At 58.6% G+C, this 21,514-nt stretch carries 19 protein-coding genes and 1 pseudogene; 12 read left to right on the top strand and 8 right to left on the bottom strand.

All coding sequences use genetic code 11. From position 1 onward, the window contains the following. The first annotated feature begins 1 nt into the window (after nucleotide 1). The 10 genes and pseudogenes from AC2FAJ_RS03670 to AC2FAJ_RS03625 all read left to right on the top strand — a co-directional run bounded on the left by AC2FAJ_RS03670 (nucleotide 2) and on the right by AC2FAJ_RS03625 (nucleotide 9,631). Nucleotides 2-1,003, top strand: a complete 1,002-nt coding sequence (locus AC2FAJ_RS03670; RefSeq protein WP_485453830.1) for an MsnO8 family LLM class oxidoreductase — start codon at nucleotides 2-4, stop codon at nucleotides 1,001-1,003. Continuing rightward, complete coding sequence (locus tag AC2FAJ_RS03665) at nucleotides 1,000-2,121, top strand: amidohydrolase (protein WP_028013282.1); 1,122 nt, start codon at nucleotides 1,000-1,002, stop codon at nucleotides 2,119-2,121. Before AC2FAJ_RS03670 ends, AC2FAJ_RS03665 begins: the two co-directional genes overlap by 4 nt. Nucleotides 2,122-2,137: 16 nt before the next feature. Continuing rightward, nucleotides 2,138-4,401: pseudogene (locus AC2FAJ_RS03660) on the top strand (NtaA/DmoA family FMN-dependent monooxygenase). Nucleotides 4,402-4,410: 9 nt separating this feature from the next. Then, nucleotides 4,411-4,920, top strand: coding sequence for a GNAT family N-acetyltransferase (locus AC2FAJ_RS03655; protein WP_028013279.1), 510 nt, complete (start codon nucleotides 4,411-4,413; stop codon nucleotides 4,918-4,920). Between the two features lie 9 nt (nucleotides 4,921-4,929). Further along, the gene (locus AC2FAJ_RS03650) at nucleotides 4,930-5,856 is read left to right on the top strand and encodes an amino acid ABC transporter permease (RefSeq protein WP_485453829.1); all 927 of its coding nucleotides are present in this window, start codon (nucleotides 4,930-4,932) and stop codon (nucleotides 5,854-5,856) included. Beyond that, nucleotides 5,840-6,613 (top strand): amino acid ABC transporter ATP-binding protein, encoded by a 774-nt coding sequence (locus AC2FAJ_RS03645; protein ID WP_023292311.1) that lies wholly within the window; start codon nucleotides 5,840-5,842, stop codon nucleotides 6,611-6,613. Before AC2FAJ_RS03650 ends, AC2FAJ_RS03645 begins: the two co-directional genes overlap by 17 nt. Before the next feature lie 9 nt (nucleotides 6,614-6,622). Continuing rightward, nucleotides 6,623-7,510, top strand: coding sequence for a transporter substrate-binding domain-containing protein (locus AC2FAJ_RS03640; RefSeq protein WP_485453828.1), 888 nt, complete (start codon nucleotides 6,623-6,625; stop codon nucleotides 7,508-7,510). Nucleotides 7,511-7,551: 41 nt separating this feature from the next. After that, nucleotides 7,552-8,169, top strand: a complete 618-nt coding sequence (locus AC2FAJ_RS03635) for a glutathione S-transferase family protein (RefSeq protein WP_485453827.1) — start codon at nucleotides 7,552-7,554, stop codon at nucleotides 8,167-8,169. Between the two features lie 37 nt (nucleotides 8,170-8,206). Continuing rightward, nucleotides 8,207-8,437, top strand: a complete 231-nt coding sequence (gene pptA / locus AC2FAJ_RS03630; RefSeq protein WP_028013275.1) for a tautomerase PptA — start codon at nucleotides 8,207-8,209, stop codon at nucleotides 8,435-8,437. A 192-nt stretch (nucleotides 8,438-8,629) separates the two neighbouring features. Further along, nucleotides 8,630-9,631, top strand: a complete 1,002-nt coding sequence (locus AC2FAJ_RS03625) for a Kdo(2)-lipid IV(A) acyltransferase (protein WP_045630477.1) — start codon at nucleotides 8,630-8,632, stop codon at nucleotides 9,629-9,631. Nucleotides 9,632-9,656: 25 nt separating this feature from the next. Here AC2FAJ_RS03625 and AC2FAJ_RS03620 read toward each other — a convergent pair whose 3' ends face one another. Next, nucleotides 9,657-9,971 carry an ArsR/SmtB family transcription factor gene (locus AC2FAJ_RS03620; RefSeq protein ID WP_041909805.1) on the bottom strand — a complete coding sequence of 105 codons (315 nt, stop codon included), beginning with the start codon at nucleotides 9,969-9,971 and terminating at the stop codon, nucleotides 9,657-9,659. A gap of 160 nt (nucleotides 9,972-10,131) precedes the next feature. Here AC2FAJ_RS03620 and fusA point away from each other — a divergent pair, with 160 nt between their 5' ends. Continuing rightward, a complete protein-coding gene (gene fusA / locus AC2FAJ_RS03615; RefSeq protein ID WP_485453826.1) occupies nucleotides 10,132-12,231 on the top strand; it encodes an elongation factor G in 2,100 nt (699 codons plus the stop codon). A 68-nt stretch (nucleotides 12,232-12,299) separates the two neighbouring features. Here fusA and AC2FAJ_RS03610 read toward each other — a convergent pair whose 3' ends face one another. From AC2FAJ_RS03610 to AC2FAJ_RS03600, 3 genes are all read right to left on the bottom strand, one after another. Continuing rightward, nucleotides 12,300-12,725, bottom strand: coding sequence for a DUF3828 domain-containing protein (locus tag AC2FAJ_RS03610; RefSeq protein ID WP_041909809.1), 426 nt, complete (start codon nucleotides 12,723-12,725; stop codon nucleotides 12,300-12,302). After that, complete coding sequence (locus tag AC2FAJ_RS03605; protein WP_048959621.1) at nucleotides 12,725-13,087, bottom strand: hypothetical protein; 363 nt, start codon at nucleotides 13,085-13,087, stop codon at nucleotides 12,725-12,727. The genes AC2FAJ_RS03610 and AC2FAJ_RS03605 overlap by 1 nt, the downstream gene beginning before the upstream one ends. 126 nt (nucleotides 13,088-13,213) lie before the next feature. Then, nucleotides 13,214-13,786 (bottom strand): flavin reductase family protein, encoded by a 573-nt coding sequence (locus AC2FAJ_RS03600; protein ID WP_485453825.1) that lies wholly within the window; start codon nucleotides 13,784-13,786, stop codon nucleotides 13,214-13,216. 108 nt (nucleotides 13,787-13,894) lie between these two features. Here AC2FAJ_RS03600 and nhoA point away from each other — a divergent pair, with 108 nt between their 5' ends. Continuing rightward, on the top strand, nucleotides 13,895-14,740 hold the full coding sequence (nhoA, locus tag AC2FAJ_RS03595) for an N-hydroxyarylamine O-acetyltransferase (RefSeq protein WP_047365057.1): 846 nt from the start codon (nucleotides 13,895-13,897) through the stop codon (nucleotides 14,738-14,740). A 79-nt stretch (nucleotides 14,741-14,819) separates the two neighbouring features. Here the strand turns inward: nhoA and narI are convergent, their stop codons facing one another. From narI to AC2FAJ_RS03575, 4 genes are read right to left on the bottom strand one after another with little or no spacing between them, the layout of a single operon-like run. Further along, nucleotides 14,820-15,500 (bottom strand): respiratory nitrate reductase subunit gamma, encoded by a 681-nt coding sequence (gene narI / locus AC2FAJ_RS03590; RefSeq protein ID WP_022648214.1) that lies wholly within the window; start codon nucleotides 15,498-15,500, stop codon nucleotides 14,820-14,822. After that, nucleotides 15,497-16,192 carry a nitrate reductase molybdenum cofactor assembly chaperone gene (gene narW, locus AC2FAJ_RS03585; RefSeq protein WP_041909815.1) on the bottom strand — a complete coding sequence of 232 codons (696 nt, stop codon included), beginning with the start codon at nucleotides 16,190-16,192 and terminating at the stop codon, nucleotides 15,497-15,499. Before narW ends, narI begins: the two co-directional genes overlap by 4 nt. Beyond that, nucleotides 16,192-17,736, bottom strand: coding sequence for a nitrate reductase subunit beta (narH, locus tag AC2FAJ_RS03580; RefSeq protein WP_008501747.1), 1,545 nt, complete (start codon nucleotides 17,734-17,736; stop codon nucleotides 16,192-16,194). The genes narW and narH overlap by 1 nt, the downstream gene beginning before the upstream one ends. Then, on the bottom strand, nucleotides 17,733-21,473 hold the full coding sequence (locus AC2FAJ_RS03575) for a nitrate reductase subunit alpha (RefSeq protein ID WP_153655821.1): 3,741 nt from the start codon (nucleotides 21,471-21,473) through the stop codon (nucleotides 17,733-17,735). The genes narH and AC2FAJ_RS03575 overlap by 4 nt, the downstream gene beginning before the upstream one ends. Nucleotides 21,474-21,514: the final 41 nt, after the last annotated feature.

Genomic DNA, 21,514 nt, shown 5'->3' with positions numbered 1-21,514 from the left:
CATGTCATGGCGAATCAGCATTCTGGATAAAAGCCCCATCGCTGAAAATGAAACGGCTGCCGATGCGCTGGCGCGGACGTTAGCGCTGGCGCAACTGGCGGAAAATCTGGGCTATCACCGCTTCTGGATTGCCGAACACCACAACACACCACAGCTCGCCAGCCCCTCGCCGGAACTGCTGATTGCCTGGATCCTCGGGCAAACGAAACGCATCCGTGTGGGCTCTGGCGGCGTCATGCTTCAACACTACAGCCCCTATAAAGTCGCTGAAAACTTTAACGTTCTGGCCGCGCTGGCGCCGGGTCGCGTGGATCTGGGCGTCGGGAAAGCCCCCGGCGGTTTACCGCTCTCAACCCGCGCGCTTCAGCAGGGCCTGAATCAGCAGGAAAAGGGCAGCTTTGCCGAACAGCTGACGCAGCTCGATCGCTGGGTCCGTCCTGAAAACCAGTCGGCGGAAGAGGCCGTTCGTGCCACGCCGTTGCCGCCGGTCCCTGCACAAGGTTTCCTGCTGGGGGCCAGCCCCGAAAGCGCGCTGCTCGCCGCATCGCTCGACTGGCACTTCGTCTTTGCCGCACACCTGAACGGCGATCCGGAGCTGCTGCGCGAGGTGGTATCGATCTGGCGGAAGAACAGCGCGCGGGAGGTGATTGTGGCGGTGCAGGCGGTTGTCGCGCCGACCCAGGCCGAAGCGGACGCGCTGGCGCAGAAGGTCGAAGTGTGGGGCGTTGAGCTGGCAAACGGCCAGCGCGTAACCGTCGCCAGCGAGGAGCAGGCCTACGCCTTTGCCCGTCAGGCGGGGAGCGAGCCGGTGCGCATTGCCCGTCGGGCCCAGTCGCTGCTGGCGGGCACAGCTGAGTCGGTGCTGGAACAGCTTAACGCGCTGCACGAACAGTGGGGCATTGACGAATTTATCATCGACACGCCGGTTGCGGAGGGGGCAACGCGCGTCGCGTCTCTGCGTCTGCTGGCCGAGGCGCGTCTTAACAGGGAGGTCACCGTATGAGCTTCGGCGAACAACTGATTGCCTGGCGTCGTGAGCTGCACCGGAACCCGGAGCTGTCCGGCCAGGAAGTGGAGACCACCGCGCGCCTGCGCCAGTGGCTGACGAATGCCGGTATTCCCCCACAGCCTTACGATCTGCCGACCGGGCTGGTGGCGGAAATCGGAACCGGTAGCAAGCTGATTGCGCTGCGGGCAGACATTGATGCCCTGCCAATTGAGGAGCGCAGCGGCGTGCCGTTTAGCTCGCAGCATGCAGGGGTGATGCACGCCTGCGGACACGATATCCACACCAGCGTGATCCTCGGCGCCGCGTTAAAGCTCAAAGAGCGGGAAGCCTCGCTTAACGGCCGGGTGCGTATCCTGTTTCAACCTGCCGAAGAGAACTTTGGCGGTGCGAAGAGTATGGTGCGTGCCGGTGCCCTGCGTGACGTCAGCGCCATTTTCGGCATGCACAACGAGCCCGGCCTGCCGGTCGGTGAGTTCGCCACCCGCGGCGGGCCGTTTTACGCCAACGTCGACCGCTTCGTGATCCGCATTACCGGTAAGGGCGCGCACGCCGCACGTCCTCACGAAGGCAACGACGCCATTGTGCTGGCGAGCCAGCTGGTGACGGCGCTGCAAAGCGTCGCCAGCCGCAACGTCAACACGCTGGATTCGGTGGTGCTGAGCGTCACCCGCATCGCAGGCGGCAACACCTGGAACGTGCTGCCGGAAAGCGTCGAGCTGGAAGGCACGCTGCGTACCCATCGCACGGAAGTGCAGCAGAACGTGAAGGCCCGCGTGGGTGAAATTGCCGCCGGGTTTGCCAGCGCCTTCAGCGCGCAGATCGACATCACCTGGTATGCCGGGCCCACTGCGCTGGTGAACGACGAGCGCTGGGCCGACTTCGCCACCTCCGTTGCCAGAGAGGCCGGTTATGAAACCCGGCACGCGGAACTGCATATGGGCGGGGAAGATTTTGCGGTCTACCTGCAGTCTGTTCCCGGCGCGTTTGTCAGCATCGGCAGCAACAGCCCGTATGGTTTACACCACCCGGCGTTTAATCCTGACGAAGCCCTGATCGAGCCCGCAGCCCGCTATTTTGCACAGCTGGCGGAAAAAGCCCTGCAACACGTTTAATTTTGGAGAGGTAAATATGTCTGCACATCGTCAACTGCGGCTTGGGACTATTTTGCATGGTGCATCGGGCAATATGTCCGCCTGGCGTCATCCGGCGGCGATCGCGGATGCCAGCATTAATTTTGAATTTGTAAAAGAGACGGCGTTAAAAGCGGAGGAGGGCAAACTCGATTTTTTATTCGTTGCCGACGGTCTTTATATAAATGAGAAATCCATTCCGCATTTTTTAAACCGCTTTGAGCCGTTAACGGTATTATCCGCGCTGGCAAGCATCACCACGCGTCTGGGGCTGGTGGGAACGTTATCCACCTCCTACAGCGAACCCTTTACCACGGCGCGCCAGTTCGCCAGCCTCGATCATCTGAGCAACGGACGTGCGGGCTGGAACGTGGTGACTTCGCCGCTGGAAGGGTCGGCAAAGAACTTCTCTCGCGAAAAACACCCCGAGCATGCGCTGCGCTATCGTATTGCGGATGAGTATCTCGACGTGGTGAAAGGGCTGTGGGACTCCTGGGAAGGCGACGCGTTTATCCGCAACAAAGAGAGCGGTCAGTTTTTTGACCCGGCCAGGCTGCATACGCTCGATCACCACGGTGACTTCTTCCAGGTCGCCGGTCCGCTGAATATTGGTCGCACCCCGCAAGGGCGTCCGATTGTTTTTCAGGCGGGCGCGTCGGACGACGGGAAAAAGCTGGCGGCAAAACATGCCGACGCCATTTTCACTCATCACGAAACGCTCGACGAGGCAAAAGCGTTTTACCGCGACGTGAAGCAGCAGCTGGAAACAAACGGCCGCCGCGCGTCAGATTTACATATCTTCCAGGGCATCAGCGTGATTGTCGGTAAAGACGCCGATGACGTGGAAAACCAGTATCAAACCACGGCGGCGCTGGTGTCGGTTACCGATGCCCTCAATTACCTCGGGCGTTATTTTGAACATCACGATTTCAGCCAGTATCCGCTCGACGAGCCGTTCCCGGATATCGGTGACTTAGGCAAAAACAGCTTCCGCAGCACCACCGATGAAATTAAGCGAAATGCCCGCGAGCGCAACTTAACCCTGCGCCAGGTGGCGCTTGAGGCCGCATCGCCGCGCCCGCGCTTTTCCGGCACGCCGGAGGAGGTCGCCGACGGTCTGCAGGCCTGGTTTGAAGGCTATGCCGCAGACGGCTTCATCATCCAGGGCGGTACGCCGGATACCTTTCCGCGCTTTGTTGACCAGGTGGTGCCCGTTTTACAGGCCCGCGGCCTGTTCCGCACCGACTACCCGGGAACCACGCTGCGCGAAAGCCTTGGCTTAGACCAACCGAAAAACCAGTTCACACAACAATAAAAGAGAACTCCGCTATGCAAAAAACATCGCTTATTCTGGCGCTCGCGCTGGCATTTACCCCTGCCGTCTGGGCAGAGAATGTGAACATTAACGGCACCGGCGTGAGCATCGAGGCCAATAAAACGCCGATCAATACCGCCAAAAACAGCGATGCAGTAGCACAGCTGCCGAAAGATTATCGCTTTGCCGTGCCGGGGAAATTTACCGTGGCGGTGGCGGGCCTCAATCAACCGCCGCTGACGGTATTTTCCGACGACAACAAAACGCTGCTCGGGAGTGAAGTTGACGTCGCCCGTCTGGTGGCCGACAGCCTCGGGCTTGAGTTGAACGTGGTGCCAACGTCGTGGGAAGACTGGCCGCTGGGCGTGGCGTCCGGGAAATATGATGCCGCCATCAGCAACATTACCGTTACCAAAGCGCGCAAAGAGAAGTTTGATTTCGCCACCTACCGTAAGGACTCCCTCGGTTTCTACGTGAAATCGACCAGCCCGATCGAATCGCTTCAGAAGGCTGAGGACATCGCCGGGCTGCGGATTATCGTTGGTTCCGGGACCAATCAGGAGGCCATCCTGCTGGCATGGAATGCTGAAAACCTGAAGAAGGGGCTGAAACCGTTTACCCCGATCTATACCAAAGACGATGCGGCGCAAACGCTGGCGCTCCAGTCCGGGCGCGCGGATGCCTACTTTGGCCCGAACGTGATTGGCGCATGGAAGGCGGCGCTGAACGGGAAAACCAAACTGGTGGGTAGCGTCGACGGCGGCTGGCCGAAGGCGGCGCACATTGCGGTGACGCTGAAGAAAGGCAGCGGGCTGGTTGAGCCGGTGCAAACCGCGCTGAACGGCGTCATCAAAAACGGCGATTACGACAAAGTGCTGAACCGCTGGGGGGAAGGCGTTGAGCGTATTCCGCAGTCAGAAGTGAATCCTGATGGCCTGGGTGATTAAGGAGGCGCTATGCGTGAACAATTTCGTGACGTTTCACCGGAAGATGCCGAACTTCAGCCCATTATCGAGGGGCTGTTCGGTGAATATGCCGCCCGCTACGGTGACTACTTCTCTAAAGACGCGGAAGTGGAACTCACCGAGTGGTATTTAGCGCCGCAGGGGCTGTTTATCGTTCTGGAGCGTGACGGAAAAATCATCGCCACCGGTGCGTACAAACCCTTCGACGAACGCACCGCGGAAATCAAGCGCATCTGGACGGACAAAACCCTGCGTCAGCAGGGGCTTGCCGGACGCGTAGTGCAGGAGCTGGAGCGCAGGGCGGTGCTGGCAGGTTACAGCCAGATCTACCTGACAACCGGTTTTCGCCAGCCGGAAGCGGTCAGGCTCTATCTCAGCCAGGGCTACCAGCCACAGTTTGATCTGAACCGGGATCCGGAAGAGTACAGCCAGCCGCCGTTTGATGGTCGGCTGCGCTTCACTAAAACGCTGGTACGCGAAGCGTTCAGTAAAACCGCATGAGGAACGACGATGAGCAACGTTGAAACCATTAAGGTGGTCCCGGCGCGTTATCCGCTGCGGACCGTCGGCGCCGCGGTGGCGCTGTTTGTGCTGGCGGTCGTGATCCAGTCCGTCGCTTTCAACCCGCGCTGGGAGTGGGCGGTGTTTGCCCGCTGGTTCTTCGACCCGGTGATTCTCGAAGGCGTCGGGCAGACCCTGCTGCTGACGCTGATCGGTACCGCGCTGAGCGTGGTATTTGGCGGCATGCTGGCCCTGGCGAGACTCTCTTCATCCTGGTTATTGAGCAGCCTGGCGTGGGCATACATCTGGCTGTTTCGGTCGCTGCCGCTGATCGTCGTTTTGATCATCCTGTACAACTTTTCCTATCTCTACGACACGCTCTCGCTCGGCGTGCCGTTCACCGGCATCACCTGGGGCAGCTTTGAAACCATCAACGTGCTGGGGCAGTTCTCTACCGCCGTGGTGGGGCTAACGCTGGTGCAGAGCGCCTATACCGCCGAGATCATTCGCGGTGGATTCCTCGGCGTCGATCACGGACAATATGAGGCCGCCGCCGCGCTCGGCCTGCCGGCCTGGCGCCGCACGGTGCACATCATTTTGCCTCAGGCGTTGCGCACCATTCTGCCGTCGGGGTTCAATGAAATTATCAGCCTCGCCAAGGGCACGGCGATGGTGTACGTCCTGGCAATGCCGGAGCTGTTCTATACCATCCAGATGATCTACAACCGCACGCAGGAGGTGATCCCGCTGCTGATGGTCGGTGCCGCCTGGTACCTGGTGATTACCACCGTCTTGTCCGCTATTCAGTACGGTGTTGAACGCGCACTCGCCCGCAGCGAACGCCGCTCTGCGGTTAATCAGAACCGTGTCGCCCGTCGCACCCGTTCCGTCACCACCACGCCAGCACAGGAGCCTATCCATGCAAGCCTCTCCTGAAGGACATATCTCGATTACCGGCGTCAGCAAGTATTTTGGTCGCCATAAGGCGCTCGACAACGTTTCGCTTGAGATCCCGCCGGGTTCCGTGACGGTGATCCTCGGGCCCTCAGGCTCGGGCAAATCGACGCTGCTGCGCACCATTAACCACCTGGAGCGCGTCGACGAAGGCTTTATTCAGATCGACGGGGACTACATTGGCTACCGTCGTCAGGGCGACAAGCTCTATGAGCTGAAGGAGAAAGAGATCCTCAAGCAGCGCGTCAACGTGGGCTATGTGTTTCAGAACTTCAATCTCTTTCCTCACCTCACGGTGCTGGAAAACCTGATTGAGGCGCCCATCGCGCATAAGAAGCTCAGCAAAAAAGAGGCGGTGGAAAGGGCATACAGCCTGCTGGATGTGGTCGGGCTGCGGGATAAGGCCGATGCCTGGTCTCGCCATCTCTCCGGCGGGCAGCAGCAGCGCATTGCGATTGCCCGCGCGCTGGCGCTACGCCCCCGCGTGATGCTATTTGATGAGCCGACTTCCGCGCTGGATCCGGAGCTGGTGGGAGAGGTGCTGGACGTGATCAAAAAACTGGCCCGGTCCGGCACTACGCTGGTGGTGGTCACCCACGAGATCGGCTTTGCCCGCGAGGTGGCGGATCAGGTGGTGTTTATGGTCGACGGGAAAATCGTGGAGCAGGGCAGCAGCGACGCGGTATTGAACCGTCCGTCGCATGCGCGAACGCGCCAGTTCCTGTCAAAAGTGCTGTAAGGAGCGCAGATGAAATACGGACTTCTGGCGGGGCTGGTCTTCACAACGGCAAGCCACGCCAGCATCGATCTGAAAGCCAACGAGCAGCCGCTGCCGGTGACGGTGGATCGGCAGGCCGTGGCGAAGATCCCCGCCGGTTATAAATTCGTTGAGCCGGGTACGCTGACGGTCGCCGTCTCGATGCTGAACTCCCCGCCGCTGGCGCTGCTGGCCAGCGATAACCGCACGCGGATTGGCAGCGACCCGGATATCGCCCGCCTGCTGGCGGGCAGCCTGGGGCTGAAGCTAAAGCTGGTGCCAACGGCGTGGGAAGACTGGCCGCTGGGCATCGCTTCCGGGCGCTACGACGTGGCGCTGGTGAACATTGCGGTGACCGAACAGCGTAAAGAGAAGTTTGATTTTGCGACCTACCGCGTCGATTCGCTGGCGTTTTCGGTGAAGTCCACCAGCGAGATTCAATCAATCAAAAGCGCGGAAGATCTGGCCGGAAAAAAGGTGATTGTCGGCTCGGGCACCAATCAGGAGCGCATCCTGCTGGGCTGGAACGAAGAGAATAAAAAGGCGGGGCGAGCGCCTGCGCTGCCGGTCTATCTCCACGACGATGCCTCGGGCAATCTCTATATCCAGTCCGGCAGGGCGGACGTGTTCTTTGGCCCTCAGTCGGTTTCAGCTTACAAAGCGGCGCTCACCGGCAAAACCCGCGTGGTCGGTTTAGGTCCGAAAAAAGCTTATGTCGCCACCACGACCAAAAAAGGCAATGGGCTGGTGTACGCGCTGCAGGCCGCGCTGAACGGGGCGATTGAGCGCAGAGAGTACCAGAAAGTGCTGGCGCGCTGGGGCGAACAGGGCGAAGCGGTGGCGCAATCGGAGGTCAACCCGCCTGGGATAACCTACTAATGGTGCTCTACACTTAGGATTTTCACTCCTGAGGGGGCAACATGATGAAACTCTATGGCGTACCCGGCTGGGGCTCGGCAATCAGTGAAGTGATGCTGACCCTGGCTGATATTCCTTATCAATTTGTGAACGTTGACGGGTTTGACCAGCCCGGCCCGCAGCGTGAACTGCTGCAAAAACTCAACCCGCTGTGCCAGGTGCCGACGCTGGAGCTGGAAAATGGCGCCATCATGACCGAAACGGCGGCGATTGCTCTGATGGTGCTCGACCGTTGTCCCGATCTCGCCCCGCCCGTGGGGCAGGCTGAGCGTCAACAGTTTCAGCGTCTGCTTATCTGGTTCGTGGCGAACGTCTATCCCACCTTTACCTATGCCGATTATCCCGAACGCTGGGTGCCTGATGCGCCGGAACAGCTGCAGAAAAACTGCATTGAGTACCGGAAATCCCTCTATCTGTGGTTTGAAAATCAGCTTAAGGCCGCGCCGTTTGCGCTGGGTGAACGGCTGACGCTGCTGGATGTGTATATTGCGGTGGCGCGCACCTGGGGGCCTCGCCATGAGTGGTTTGCGACAAATACGCCGAAGCTTACGGCGATTGCGGATACCGTGTGTCAACTGCCGGAACTGCACGAGGTGTTAAAGGCAAACAAAATTATCTGATAACGTGGAATGCTCACACATAACAGGAAGCCTGCATATGCCACACGTAGATATCAAATGTTTTCCCCGCGATCTTAACGACGAGCAAAAAACCGCGCTGGCGGCAGATATCGCCGAGGTGATAATTCGCCATTTCAACAGCAAAGACGGTTCAGTATCGGTGGCATTGAACCAGGTAAACCCGGAAGACTGGAAGGCACAGGTCTGGGATACCGAAATCGGACCGAAGCTGGACGAGTTGATTAAAAAGCCCGGGTATTCAATGTAATCATTCGCCGGGTGAGGTCATCGTCTTACCCGGTTTCTCCTGCCGCTTACGCCTTCTTTTCGCAAAAAACGATAAAAATAAGTTTTATCTGATCCGTTATACTTAACGTTCACGACCGACATTTCATCAATCCTTAGGAAAGATCGACAACAGAATCAATTAAGGACAGTCACATTAAAGGATAATTTTCGCATGACAAAATTACCCCGGTTTTCACCTGCTTTTTTCCACCCGCGATACTGGCTAAGCTGGACAGGCATCGCCGCCCTGTGGCTTATCATGCTGCTGCCTTACCCGCTGTTGTTCAAACTCGGACACGCTCTGGGCCGGTTAGCCATGCGCCTTTTACCGCGCCGTGTCGAGATTGCCCGCCGCAACCTGGAGCTTTGCTTTCCGCAGATGGAAGCAGAAGCGCGTGAATCTTTGCTGCAGCGAAATTTTGAATCCGTGGGAATGGGGGTAATCGAAACCGGCATGGCGTGGTTCTGGCCTGAATGGCGGGTGCGTAAATGCTTTACCGTGCGCGGTTACGAACATATGGAGCAGGCCAGGGCGCAGGGGAAGGGCGTGGTGCTGGTTGGCATGCATTTTCTGACGCTTGAGCTGGGCGCGCGGATATTTGGCATGCTTAACCCCGGTATTGGGGTTTATCGTCCCAACAATAATGCGCTCCTGGACTGGCTACAAACGCGCGGTCGTCTGCGTTCTAATAAAACCATGCTGGATCGTCATGATTTAAAAGGCATGATCCGTGCCCTGAAGCAGAATGAAATTCTCTGGTACGCGCCGGATCATGACTATGGCAAAGCCAACAGCGTGTTTGCGCCATTCTTCGCCGTCCCGGATGCCGCCACAACGGCGGGCAGCTATATGCTGGTCAAAAGCGCTAAGCCTGCCGTTATTCCGTTTGTGCCGCGCCGCAGAGAGGACGGTAAAGGGTACGAGCTGATTATTCTTGAAGATATCAGCGCGTCATTGCAGGGTGCGGATAAAGAGTCTGTCGCAACCCAGATGAACCGGGCGATCGAGCGCGCGGTGCTGATGGCGCCGGAGCAGTATATGTGGCTGCACCGTCGCTTCAAGACGCGTCCTGAGGGCGTGCCGGACAGATATGCCCCTAAAAAAATCTCCGCGCCCCCTCGGGCTGGCTTAACCGACGATGAATTCTCGCAGCAGTCGGGCATGCAGCACTAAAACGCCACGCAAAAGGCTGCTGGAGCTAGTTTCCGGCAGCGCTTTTGGCCTTTAGCAGTATTTCCATCAGCCCGGGAAAACGGGCATCCAGATCCTCCCGACGCAGTGAAATCATATTTTCTCGTCCCTGCGGACGCTGCCAGATGACCCCACTGTCGCGCAACACGCGCCAGTGGTGGGTCATCGTGGACTTCACCACATCTTCCGGGCGCAGTGCGTTACAGCTGAGTTCGCTGCCATCGGCGAGCCGGCGAATAATCGATAGCCGGAGCGGGTTGCCGAGGGCAAACAGCACATTTTCCAGCAGTATTTGTTCAGTTTCAGGGTGGTTAGGGATCATCGTTTTCCTGCGTATGGCGTCAGATTGAGCTATATCAACAATAGGTCAATCCTTAAAAAATAGTTCGATAATACTCGTACAATAGGACTATTATAGCAAACGAACCAATGCACGACCATCCCGGTCGTCACAAACACGTCATAGTGACTAAGGAAATATCATGCCCCGACCCATTCCTCTCGAACGTTATCGCAACATCGGTATCTCCGCGCATATCGATGCCGGTAAAACCACCACCACTGAGCGCATCCTGTTTTATACCGGGATGAGCCACAAGCTGGGTGAAGTACACGATGGCGCGGCAACCACCGACTGGATGGCGCAGGAGCAAGAGCGCGGGATCACCATTACGTCCGCGGCGGTCAGCTGCTTCTGGCCAGGCATGGACAGAGGCTTTGAGCCGCACCGGATTAACATCATCGACACCCCGGGGCACGTGGACTTCACCATTGAGGTGGAGCGTTCCATGCGCGTGCTCGACGGCGCGGTGATGGTGTATGACTCCGTGGGTGGCGTGCAGCCGCAGTCGGAAACCGTCTGGCGTCAGGCCAATAAATATCACGTACCGCGTCTGGCCTTCGTCAACAAAATGGACCGTCCGGGTGCCGATTTCTTCCGCGTCGTGCGGATGATGCAGGAGCGCCTGAAGGCCAATCCGGTGCCGATTGTCATCCCGGTGGGTGCCGAAGATCATTTCACCGGCGTGGTGGATCTCATCAAGATGCGAACCATTCTGTGGGACGATGCGACGCAGGGTATGGTGTTTACCTATGCCCCCGTGCCGGACGATTTAGTCAGTACCGCCCAGGAGTGGCGGGAAAAAATGGTCTCCGCGGCAGCGGAAGCCAGCGAAGAACTGATGGACAAATACCTGGAAACGGGCGATCTGACGGAAGCGGAAATCATCAAAGGGCTGCGCATTCGCACCATCTCGGGCGAAATCCAGCCGATGCTCTGCGGCAGCGCCTTTAAAAATAAAGGCGTGCAGCGCATGCTGGATGCGGTGATTGAGCTGATGCCGTCCCCGCTGGACGTGCCGGCCATTGACGGCGTGGATGAAAAAGGGCAGCACGCGGAGCGTCATCCGAGTGATGATGAGCCGTTCTCGGCGCTGGCGTTCAAGCTGATGAGCGACCCGTACGTCGGGCAGTTGACCTTTATCCGGGTCTACTCTGGCGTGCTGCGCAAAGGCGACGCGGTCTATAACCCGGTGAAAGAGAAGAAAGAGCGCATCGGGCGCATCGTGCTGATGCATGCCAACGATCGCCATGAGGTGGATGAACTGCGCGCGGGCGATATCGCGGCCTGCGTGGGGCTGAAGGACGTGACCACCGGTGACACGCTCACCGATCCGAACGCCGTCATTACGCTTGAGCGCATGGAGTTCCCGGATCCGGTGATCTCGCTGGCGATTGAGCCGAAAACCAAGGGAGATCAGGAGAAAATGGGCATTGCGCTGCAGCGTCTGGCGGCGGAAGACCCGTCTTTCCGCCTGCATACTGACGAGGAGTCCGGTCAGACGATTATCTCCGGGATGGGTGAGCTACACCTCGAGATTATCGTCGACCGCATGAAGCGTGAGTTTGGCGTCGAGGCGAACATTGGTCGTCCGCAGGTAACCTACCGGGAAACCCTGCGCAAGGCGGTGAAGGATATTGAAGGGAAATTTGTCCGACAGTCCGGCGGGAAAGGGCAGTACGGTCATGTGGTCCTGAGCCTGGAGCCGCTGGAGCCCGGAAGTGGCTTTGTATTTGAAGATGCCACCAAGGGCGGAGTGGTGCCGCGTGAGTATATCCCGTCCGTGGAGAAAGGGCTGCGGGAAGCGATGAACAGCGGCGTGCTGGCGGGCTATCCGGTCGTAGATGTTAAGGCGACGCTGACGTTTGGCTCGTATCACGACGTCGACTCCTCGGAGATGGCGTTCCGCATGGCGGCGATCCTCGGCTTCAAGGAGGGTGCTCGCAGGGCGGATCCGGTGATCCTTGAGCCGATCATGCACGTGGAAGTGGAAACCCCGGAAGAGTACGCCGGGAACATCATGGGCGATCTCTCTTCCCGCCGCGGCATGGTGCAGGGAATGGCGGAGCAGTACGGAAGCCAGATTATCCGCGCCGATGTGCCGCTGGCCGAGATGTTTGGTTACGCCACCACGCTGCGCTCGATGTCCCAGGGACGCGCGACGTACACGATGGAGTTCCATCATTTTGCGGAAGCCCCGCGGAATGTTGCGGATGAGATTATTGCGCGGCGTGCGAAGTAGTTAATTAATTGCACATGGTAGTCGGTGGGCTACCATGTGCTTTTTTTACGACACGGAGATTATCCATGTTACTTAATTAGCGTTGCCGAGCGGACTTTCCATTTCCCTTGTTCTTCAATAAGACAATCTGCAACAACGTGATCTTGCTTCTTACCAAACGCGATATAAACGTTTGTGCAAACGGCGTCAAAATCAGAGTGCAGGATGGTTATCTGATTCCAGTCCTCATCCCAATCCTGTGATTTGATGAACATATCCGCATCGGGCATGTCTTTTTCGTTACTGTCACCTGAATACAACTCTTTTATTGCTGCAATTGTCCCCGAGGCAACGTAATCATCCATAATATCTGGGTTAAGTACGGGCGGTTTGTGCTGATCTAACTGCGCGATATACCATTGATTGAATTTAAGCGCCGCGTGGCCCGGTGCATAAACATTTTCTGCGGCCGCGAGCGGAGAAAGGGCAAAAAGAAAAAAGCAGAGTGTTTTCATTAGTCATGCCTGAACAGTTCGTAATGTGGTTGTATGTTGCGGTAAGCCTGCCCTGGGTACATGGTGCGTTGAACAAAATCGCTGATCCACTGCTGACCATCGTATATGCAAACGTGCCCGCTATCATGACCAACAATATTTTGAATAACTGCGACGTCGCCTGCATGGGGTTGATCGTATACAAGGCGGAATCCAGCGTTAACCAATGTCCGCCCCATGTCTTTTGCCAGACGCGTATTGGGGATTTTTAATCTTCCACCCGTTCTGATCGCTTCGGTGACGTAGTGAGCACAATACCCCGTGCTCTTCGGTTGGGCGTGTGATTTGGCATACGCGATTGCGCCATCTTTATTCCATGTCATTGATATTTCCTTAACGCGAGAGTGCTAATGCAGCAACTCTGGAAATATCCTCCGTTTTACAACGCAATAGTAAACATAAAATGCCATAGAAATTTACTATAATTCAGTAGGATATAATTTAGGAAATCAATCCAGCGCCTTCACCATTTTCCCGCTCGCCACAAATGTCCCAGCCCCTAGATGATGCAGCGTATTCAACTTATCCCCGTCAAACTGCCAGCGCCCGGCGACAAACGCGCGCTCATCGGCTGCCGCTGAAACCACTTCTCCAAACAGCGTGTCGTATTTCTCTGCCGCAGAGGTGACGGGAAGTAATCGGCACTCCATCCACGCCAGACATTTTTCTTCAATCACCGGCAGCCCGAGCTCAGGGCCGTTCACGACCGGGATCCCGTAGCAGGTGAATTTGTCCTCGTCGCGCCCGCTGACGCTGCCGACAGCGTATGTCCAGTTAGCTGCCGCCACGCCGGGGATGACGATGCCAAACTTCCCGCTGTGCTCAATCAGCTCACGTGACCAGGTACTTTTGTCCACCACAATCGCGATGCGCGGCGGTTCAAACTCAACGGGCATTGACCATGCGGCGGCCATCACGTTGCGTCTGTCCAGGGTTTCATCGCGGCTGGTGATCAGCACGGTAGGGCCGTGGTTCAGCAGACGGCTGGCATGACGTAATTCAACAGGGCGAAAGTGGCTCATAGGATCTCCTCATCTGTAACGATGAGTATGACGAAAAAGCACGTAAATCAAAGTGAGTGCGTAAAATTAGTTTATAAACAGAACATCACAATCAAAGGAAAATGATGTATGTCCCCCTTTCTGACTGACTATTTTGCCCGCATTGGGTGGGCGCAACCGACACGGGTTGATATCGAAACCCTGCACGCGCTGCATTTACACCACAACTGTGCGATCCCGTTCGAAAATATTGATGTCGTCCTGCCGCGCGAAATCCATCTTGACGATCAATGTCTGGTCGACAAGCTGGTGACGGCGCGACGCGGAGGATATTGCTTTGAGCAAAACGGCCTTTTCGAGCGCGTGTTGCGTGAAGTCGGGTTTAACGTGCGCAGCGTGCTGGGGCGGGTCGTACTGGCAAATCCGTCGCAGATGCCGCCGCGCACGCACCGCCTGCTGCTGGTTGAGCTGAACGGCGAGCGCTGGATTGCCGACGTGGGGTTTGGTGGACAGACGCTGACGGCGCCGATTCGCCTGCTCGCCAACGAGGAACAGGAAACCCCTCACGGCATGTACCGTCTTCTGAGCGAGGGTAACGACTGGGTATTACAGTTCCGTCACCACGAGCACTGGCAGTCGATGTACCACTTTGACCTGACGACGCAGTATTTCAGCGATTACGTGATGGGGAACTTCTGGTCGGCGCACTGGCCGCAGTCCCATTTTCGTCATCATCTGCTGATGTGTCGCCACCTGCCGGACGGCGGCAAGCTGACGCTGACTAACTTCAACTTTACCCACTGGCAGAACGGTCACGTGGAGGAGCAGATCCATTTGCCGGATGCGGAGGCGCTGTATAAGCTGATGCAGGAGCGGTTTGGCCTTGGCGTTGCTGATCCGAAGCACGGCTTTACACTGGCCGAGCTGACGGCAGTGATGGCGGGGTTTGATACGCATCCGCAGGCAGGGAAATAGCCCGGTGGCGGCTACGCCTTACCGGGCCTACGGGAGTGTGAACGTAGGTCGGGTAAGGCGAAGCCGCCACCCGACAAAATCAACGGCGCGATCTCACCACCTGATACCGACGGGTAAAATACTCAAACGGCGCACTCCACACGTGCACCAGACGGGTGAACGGGAAGATGAGGAAGATCGTCATCCCCAGCACCAGATGCACGCGGAAGATCGGCGCGACGCCGCTCAACATCTCCGACGAGCCCCCCTTAAACGTCACTATCCCCTGCGCCCAGCCGACCAGCTTCATCATCTCGCTTCCGTCAGGATATTGCGCGGAGAAAGGAATGGTCGACAGCCCCAGTATGCACTGAAGCAGCAGGATACTCATGATGATAATATCCGGCGTGGTGGACGTGGCGCGTACCCGCTGGTTGAAGAGGCGGCGGATCAGCAGCATTGACCCACCAATCAGCGTCAGTACGCCGCAAATGCCTCCCGCAATCATGGCCAGCTGCTGTTTAACCGCGACGGGTAAAAACCAGGCGTACATCCAGTGCGGGGTTAACATGCCGAACAGGTGCCCGAAGAAGATCCCCAGAATCCCGATATGAAACAGGTTAGAGGCCCAGTTCATCCCGCGCTTGCTGAGCATCTGGCTCGATGAGGCCCGCCAGGTGTATTGCCCGTAGTCGTAGCGCAGCCAGCTGCCGAGGAAAAAAACGGTAGCACAGATATACGGGTAAATATCATAGAAAAACACGTTCAGGTAGTGCGTCATTTTGGGCCTCCGGCGCTGACGTCCACGTACTGCGGCGCGACGTCCTGGCTAAAGCGTCGTTGATATTGCTGCATCGGCGAACTGTCGCACGATGAGGCGTTGTCTTCGATAAACTTCACCTGTTCCTCTTCCCACACGGCGTCCAGCGCCTGACGGGTATCATCCCGTTTTTCACCGGACACCTGCTTCGCCACGCTGTCGCTGGAAAGCCGCGTACCGGCCATCGTCAGCAGGGCGTCAAACAGCTGGTAATGCGCCACGCCGCGCTGCTTGAGGCGACCACCAATCAGCGCCAGGATCGGCGCGACATTTTGCAATCCTTCACGCGCCTCGTCGTCGGTGACGAGGCTGAGGTATTCCAGGTAGAGCGGCAGATAGTCGGGCAGCTCGCGGCAGTCCAGCTCCAGCCCGGCTTTCTCATACTGGCTCATCAGATCGACCATCGCCTGACCACGATCGCGGGACTCGGCGTGAACGTGTTCGAACAGCAGCAGGGACGTTGCGCGCCCGCGTTCAAACACCTCGCACCATTCGGCCTGCTTATCCAGCAGCGGGGCGCTCAGGTGCTGCCGGGCAAACGGCAGCAGCATGGGCGCGTCCTGCTCAACCAGGGAAAGCGCCTCATCGCGGTTTTCCCACAGCAGCTCATCGGGATACTCAATCAGCAGCGCGATGATTTTAAGGATCTGCATTATTCTCCCTCCCCGTGTTCGCGCACCTCGGTGATGTTAATCGCGTCGATGCGGCTGCTGTTGAAGAGGTTGAATTTGGTGTCGGAGCCGTGGCAGCCGTCGCCGAAGGTGAAGCCGCAGCCGTTTTTCTCCGGGAAGGCGTCGCGCGCCATTTCGCGGTGGCTGGTCGGGATCACGAAGCGATCTTCGTAGTTAGCGATGGCGAGATAGCGGTACATCTCCTCAACCTGCGCTTCGGTCAGGCCCACTTCCTCAATGGCGCGGGTATCGGTCACGCCTTCCACGGTCTGGGAGCGTTTATAGTGACGCATCGCCATCATGCGCTTCAGGGCGCGCAGCACCGGGCCGGTATCGCCCGCGCTGAGCATGTTTGCCAGGTACTGCACTGGAATGCGCAGGCTTTCCACGGCTGGCAGGACGCCGTCACTCTGCGGCAGGCCGCCCGCATCCGCGTAGGACTGAATCGGCGACAGTGGCGGCACGTACCAGACCATCGGCAGGGTGCGGTATTCAGGATGCAGCGGCAGGGCCAGCTTCCAGTCCATCGCCATCTTGTAGACCGGCGAACGCTGGGCGGCATCAATCACGTTCTGTGGAATGCCCTGTTTCAGCGCTTCCTCAATCACCGCCGGATCGTTAGGGTTGAGGAACACGTCGCACTGGCGCTCGTACAGATCGGTTTCATGCTCGGTGCTGGCGGCCTCTTCAATACGGTCCGCGTCGTACAGCAGCACGCCGAGATAACGGATTCGCCCGACGCAGGTCTCCGAACAAACGGTCGGCTGGCCGGACTCAATGCGCGGGTAGCAGAAGATGCATTTTTCTGACTTGCCGCTTTTCCAGTTGAAGTAAATTTTCTTGTACGGGCAGCCGCTGATGCACAGGCGCCAGCCGCGGCATTTATCCTGATCGATCAGCACAATGCCGTCCTCTTCGCGCTTGTAAATCGCGCCGCTCGGGCAGGTGGCCACGCAGCTCGGGTTCAGGCAGTGCTCGCACAGGCGCGGCAGATACATCATGAAGGTGTTTTCAAACTGGCCGTACATCTCCTTCTGGATCTTCTGGAAGTTGCGGTCGCGGGCGCGCTTTTCGAACTCGCCGCCCAGCAGTTCCTCCCAGTTTGGCCCCCAGACGATTTTGTCCATCCGCTTGCCGTCGATCAGCGAGCGGGGGCGGGCGGTAGGGAGGTGATCCCCCTCCGGCGCGCGGTGCAGATCCTGATAGTCAAAGGTGAAGGGTTCGTAATAATCGTCAATCTGCGGCAGGACGGGGTTGGCGAAAATCTTCGACAGCACGCCCATTTTGCCGCCGAGGCGCGGCGTCAGCTTGCCGTGTATGCCGCGGATCCAGCCGCCTTGCCACTCCTCCTGATCTTCCCAGTTTTTCGGATAGCCAATTCCCGGTTTGGTCTCCACATTGTTAAACCACGCATACTCCATCCCTTCGCGCCCGGTCCAGACGTTCTTGCAGGTGACCGAGCAGGTGTGGCAGCCGATGCATTTATCGAGATTCAGAACCATGCCAACCTGTGAGCGTATTTTCATTTTTTCGCCTCCTGTACCTGATCCCGACCTTCGCCGTCCAGCCAGTTAATGTTTTTCATTTTGCGGATCATGATGAACTCGTCGCGGTTCGAGCCGACGGTGCCGTAATAGTTGAAGCTGTAGGACAGTTGCGCATAGCCGCCGATCATGTGCGTCGGTTTTGGGCAGACGCGGGTGACCGAGTTGTGGATCCCGCCGCGCCGTCCAGTCACTTCTGACCCCGGAATGTTCAGGATGCGCTCCTGGGCGTGGTACATCATGGTCATGCCCGGCGGCACGCGCTGGCTGACCACCGCGCGGGCGGTGAGGGCGCCGTTGGCGTTGAAGGCTTCGATCCAGTCGTTGTCCTCTATGCCTAGCTCGCGCGCGTCGGTTTCGCTGATCCAGACGATGGGGCCCCCGCGCGACAGGGTCTGCATCAGCAGGTTTTCGCTGTAGGTGGAGTGGATGCCCCATTTCTGGTGCGGCGTCAGGAAGTTCAGCGCTTTTTCCGGGAAGCCGTTCGGCGGGATCTCGCGCATGTGGGTCACGCTGCGGGTATCAATCGGTGGGCGATAGGCCACCAGGCTCTCCCCGAAGGCGCGCATCCACGGATGATCCTGATACAGCTGCTGGCGGCCCGAAAGGGTGCGCCACGGGATCAGCTCGTGGACGTTGGTATAGCCCGCGTTATAGGAGACGTGCTCGCTCTCAAGGCCGGACCACGTCGGGCTGGAGATGATTTTGCGCGGCTGCGCCTGAATGTCGCGGAAGCGGATTTTCTCGTCTTCCTTGTTCAGCGCCAGATGGGTGTGGTCGCGCCCGGTCAGTTCCCCGAGCGCTTCCCAGGCCTTCACCGCCACCTGTCCGTTGGTTTCCGGGGCGAGGGCGAGGATCACCTCCGAGGCGTCAATGGCGGTTTCAATGCGCGGGCGGCCTTTCGCCGGGCCGTCGAGCTTGACGTAGTTCAGCTTGCCGAGGAAATCGACCTCGTTCTGCGTGTTCCACGAAATGCCTTTCCCGCCGTTGCCGAGCTTGTCCATCAGCGGGCCGAGGGCGGTGAAGCGTTCGTAAGTTTCCGGGTAGTTACGCTCCACCACCGCGATGTTCGGCGCCGTTTTGCCGGGGATCAGGTCACATTCCCCTTTGCGCCAGTCCTGAATATCAAACGGCTGCGACAGCTCCGCCGGGGAGTCATGCTGCAGCGGCTGGAGCACCACGTCGGTTTCTGTGCCCAGATGGCCAACGCACACCTCGGAGAAGACTTTGGCGATGCCTTTGTAGATCTCCCAGTCGCTGCGCGATTCCCACGCCGGGTCAACGGCGGCGGAAAGCGGATGAATAAACGGGTGCATGTCTGAGGTATTCATGTCGTCCTTTTCATACCAGGTGGCGGTCGGCAGGACGATATCGGAGAACAGGCAGGTGCTGGACATGCGGAAATCGAGCGTCACCAGCAGGTCGAGCTTGCCCTCGATGGCGGCGGTTTGCCACTCCACCTCTTCAGGCTTCACATCGTCCGTTGAGCCTAAATCTTCACCCTGAATGCCGCTCTCGGTGCCGAGCAGGTATTTCAGCATGTACTCGTGGCCTTTCCCGGACGAGCCGAGCAGGTTAGAGCGCCAGACGAACAGGTTGCGCGGGTGGTTCTTGCCGTTGTCCGGCTGTTCGCAGGCGAAGCGGATATCGCCCGATTTCAACGCCTGAACGGTGTACTCCTGCGGCGTCATGCCCGCCGCGTCCGCACGCGCCTTGACGTGCAGCGGGTTGAGGTTGAGCTGCGGGGCTGACGGCAGCCAGCCCATGCGCTCGGCGCGAACGTTAAAGTCGATCAGATGTCCGGTGAACTTCGACGCGTCCGCCAGCGGGGAGAGCAGCTCCTGCGCAGTGAGCTTCTCGTAGCGCCACTGGCTGGCGTGGTTGTAGAAGAACGAGGTGCTGTTCATCTGGCGCGGCGGGCGGTTCCAGTCCAGCGCGAAGGCCAGCGGCAGCCAGCCGGTTTGCGGGCGCAGCTTCTCCTGGCCGACATAGTGGGACCAGCCGCCGCCGCTCTGCCCGACGCAGCCGCAGAAGACCAGCATATTGATCATCCCACGGTAGTTCATGTCCATGTGGTACCAGTGGTTTACCCCGGCCCCCAGAATGATCATCGAGCGACCGTGCGTTTTGTGCGCCGTGTCGGCGAACTCGCGGGCAATTTTTTCGATCAGGTACGCGGGCACGCCGGTGATCTGCTCGCCCCAGGCGGGCGTGTAGGCTTTGATCTGGTCATAGCTGTCTGCGGCGTTACTGTCTTCCAGGCCGCGATCGAGACCGTAGTTAGCCAGCACCAGATCGTAAACGCTGACCACGCGTTTCTGGCTGCCGTCGGCGAGCGTCAGGGTTTTGCTCGGCACGCGGCGCGTCAGCACCGGCTCCTGCTTCACACTACGAAAATGCGGGTTTTCGTTGCCGCCAAAGTAGGGGAACGCGACGTCCGCCACGCTGTCGTGGGTAATCAGTAGGGAGAGGGTGAGTTCTGTTTCATGGCCCGCAGCCTGAGGCTCCAGGTTCCATTTGCCTTTTTCCCCCCAGCGGAAGCCGATCGAGCCGTTTGGCACCACCAGGTTACCGGCAATATCGAAGGCGACGGTCTTCCACTCTGGGTTATTGGCCTCCCCCAGTCCGTCGACGAGATCGGAGGCGCGCAGCATCCGGCCCGGCACCACGCGACCGTCAGCCTGCTCGTCCAGCAGCACGAGCATCGGCATGTCGGTGTAGCGGCGGCAGTAGTTGAGGAAGTAATCGCTCGGGTTATCGAGGTGGAACTCTTTGAGGATGACGTGGCCCATCGCCATGGCGAGGGCGCTGTCGGTGCCCTGTTTGGGGGCCAGCCACTGGTCGCTGAGCTTGGCGACCTCCGAGAAGTCCGGCGTAATCGCAACGGTCTTGGTGCCTTTGTAGCGCACCTCGGTAAAGAAGTGGGCGTCCGGAGTACGCGTCTGCGGCACGTTCGAGCCCCAGGCAATGATATAGCTGGAGTTGTACCAGTCGGCGGACTCCGGCACGTCGGTCTGCTCGCCCCAGGTCATCGGCGACGCAGGCGGCAGGTCGCAGTACCAGTCGTAGAAGCTCAGGCAGGTGCCACCCAGCAGGGAGAGATAGCGCGTTCCGGCGGCGTAGGAGACCATCGACATCGCCGGAATAGGCGAAAAACCGGCCACGCGGTCCGGGCCGTAGTTTTTGATAGTCCAGACGTTAGCGGCGGCGATCAGCTGGTTCAGCTCTTTCCAGTTTGAGCGGATAAACCCGCCTTTACCCCGCGCCTTCCTGTAGCTTTGCGCCTTTTGCGGATCGTTCTGGATGGCATCCCAGGCCAGCACCGGATCGGTATGCTGCGCCAGCGCCTCGCGCCAGAGTTCAATCAGCCTGCGGCGCACCAGCGGGTACTTAAGGCGGTTGGCGCTGTAGAGGTACCAGGAGTAGCTTGCGCCTCGCGGGCAGCCGCGCGGCTCGTGATTGGGTAGGTCAGGGCGGGTGCGGGGGTAGTCGGTCTGCTGGGTTTCCCAGGTCACCAGGCCGTTTTTGACATAAATCTTCCAGCTACAGGAGCCGGTACAGTTTACCCCGTGGGTGGATCGCACAATCTTGTCGAACTGCCAGCGCTGGCGGTAGCTGTCCTCCCAGTCGCGGTTGGTGTGATACACCTGCCCGTGCCCATCGGCGAAACTGTCGCCTTTTGTTTTGAAGTAACGGAAGCGGTCCAGCAGTTTGCTCATGACATTTCTCCTGCTTCGATAGCATGGCCGGAGTGCGATGC

The sequence above is a fragment of the Enterobacter cloacae complex sp. 385G4 genome (genome assembly GCF_057320665.1).
This window is presented reverse-complemented; position numbering and strand designations above follow the sequence as displayed.

What these genes read in the sequence shown, in the direction of transcription:
- AC2FAJ_RS03650 (WP_485453829.1), top strand. Translation starts at nt 4,930, where the DNA reads ATGAGCAACGTTGAAACCATTAAGGTGGTCCCGGCGCGTTATCCGCTG.
- AC2FAJ_RS03640 (WP_485453828.1), top strand. Translation starts at nt 6,623, where the DNA reads ATGAAATACGGACTTCTGGCGGGGCTGGTCTTCACAACGGCAAGCCAC.
- fusA (WP_485453826.1), top strand. Translation starts at nt 10,132, where the DNA reads ATGCCCCGACCCATTCCTCTCGAACGTTATCGCAACATCGGTATCTCC.
- AC2FAJ_RS03605 (WP_048959621.1), bottom strand. Translation starts at nt 13,087, where the DNA reads ATGACATGGAATAAAGATGGCGCAATCGCGTATGCCAAATCACACGCC.
- AC2FAJ_RS03600 (WP_485453825.1), bottom strand. Translation starts at nt 13,786, where the DNA reads ATGAGCCACTTTCGCCCTGTTGAATTACGTCATGCCAGCCGTCTGCTG.
- AC2FAJ_RS03625 (WP_045630477.1), top strand. Translation starts at nt 8,630, where the DNA reads ATGACAAAATTACCCCGGTTTTCACCTGCTTTTTTCCACCCGCGATAC.
- AC2FAJ_RS03655 (WP_028013279.1), top strand. Translation starts at nt 4,411, where the DNA reads ATGCGTGAACAATTTCGTGACGTTTCACCGGAAGATGCCGAACTTCAG.
- AC2FAJ_RS03610 (WP_041909809.1), bottom strand. Translation starts at nt 12,725, where the DNA reads ATGAAAACACTCTGCTTTTTTCTTTTTGCCCTTTCTCCGCTCGCGGCC.
- AC2FAJ_RS03665 (WP_028013282.1), top strand. Translation starts at nt 1,000, where the DNA reads ATGAGCTTCGGCGAACAACTGATTGCCTGGCGTCGTGAGCTGCACCGG.
- AC2FAJ_RS03620 (WP_041909805.1), bottom strand. Translation starts at nt 9,971, where the DNA reads ATGATCCCTAACCACCCTGAAACTGAACAAATACTGCTGGAAAATGTG.
- AC2FAJ_RS03670 (WP_485453830.1), top strand. Translation starts at nt 2, where the DNA reads ATGTCATGGCGAATCAGCATTCTGGATAAAAGCCCCATCGCTGAAAAT.
- narH (WP_008501747.1), bottom strand. Translation starts at nt 17,736, where the DNA reads ATGAAAATACGCTCACAGGTTGGCATGGTTCTGAATCTCGATAAATGC.
- AC2FAJ_RS03575 (WP_153655821.1), bottom strand. Translation starts at nt 21,473, where the DNA reads ATGAGCAAACTGCTGGACCGCTTCCGTTACTTCAAAACAAAAGGCGAC.
- narI (WP_022648214.1), bottom strand. Translation starts at nt 15,500, where the DNA reads ATGACGCACTACCTGAACGTGTTTTTCTATGATATTTACCCGTATATC.
- nhoA (WP_047365057.1), top strand. Translation starts at nt 13,895, where the DNA reads ATGTCCCCCTTTCTGACTGACTATTTTGCCCGCATTGGGTGGGCGCAA.
- pptA (WP_028013275.1), top strand. Translation starts at nt 8,207, where the DNA reads ATGCCACACGTAGATATCAAATGTTTTCCCCGCGATCTTAACGACGAG.
- AC2FAJ_RS03635 (WP_485453827.1), top strand. Translation starts at nt 7,552, where the DNA reads ATGATGAAACTCTATGGCGTACCCGGCTGGGGCTCGGCAATCAGTGAA.
- AC2FAJ_RS03645 (WP_023292311.1), top strand. Translation starts at nt 5,840, where the DNA reads ATGCAAGCCTCTCCTGAAGGACATATCTCGATTACCGGCGTCAGCAAG.
- narW (WP_041909815.1), bottom strand. Translation starts at nt 16,192, where the DNA reads ATGCAGATCCTTAAAATCATCGCGCTGCTGATTGAGTATCCCGATGAG.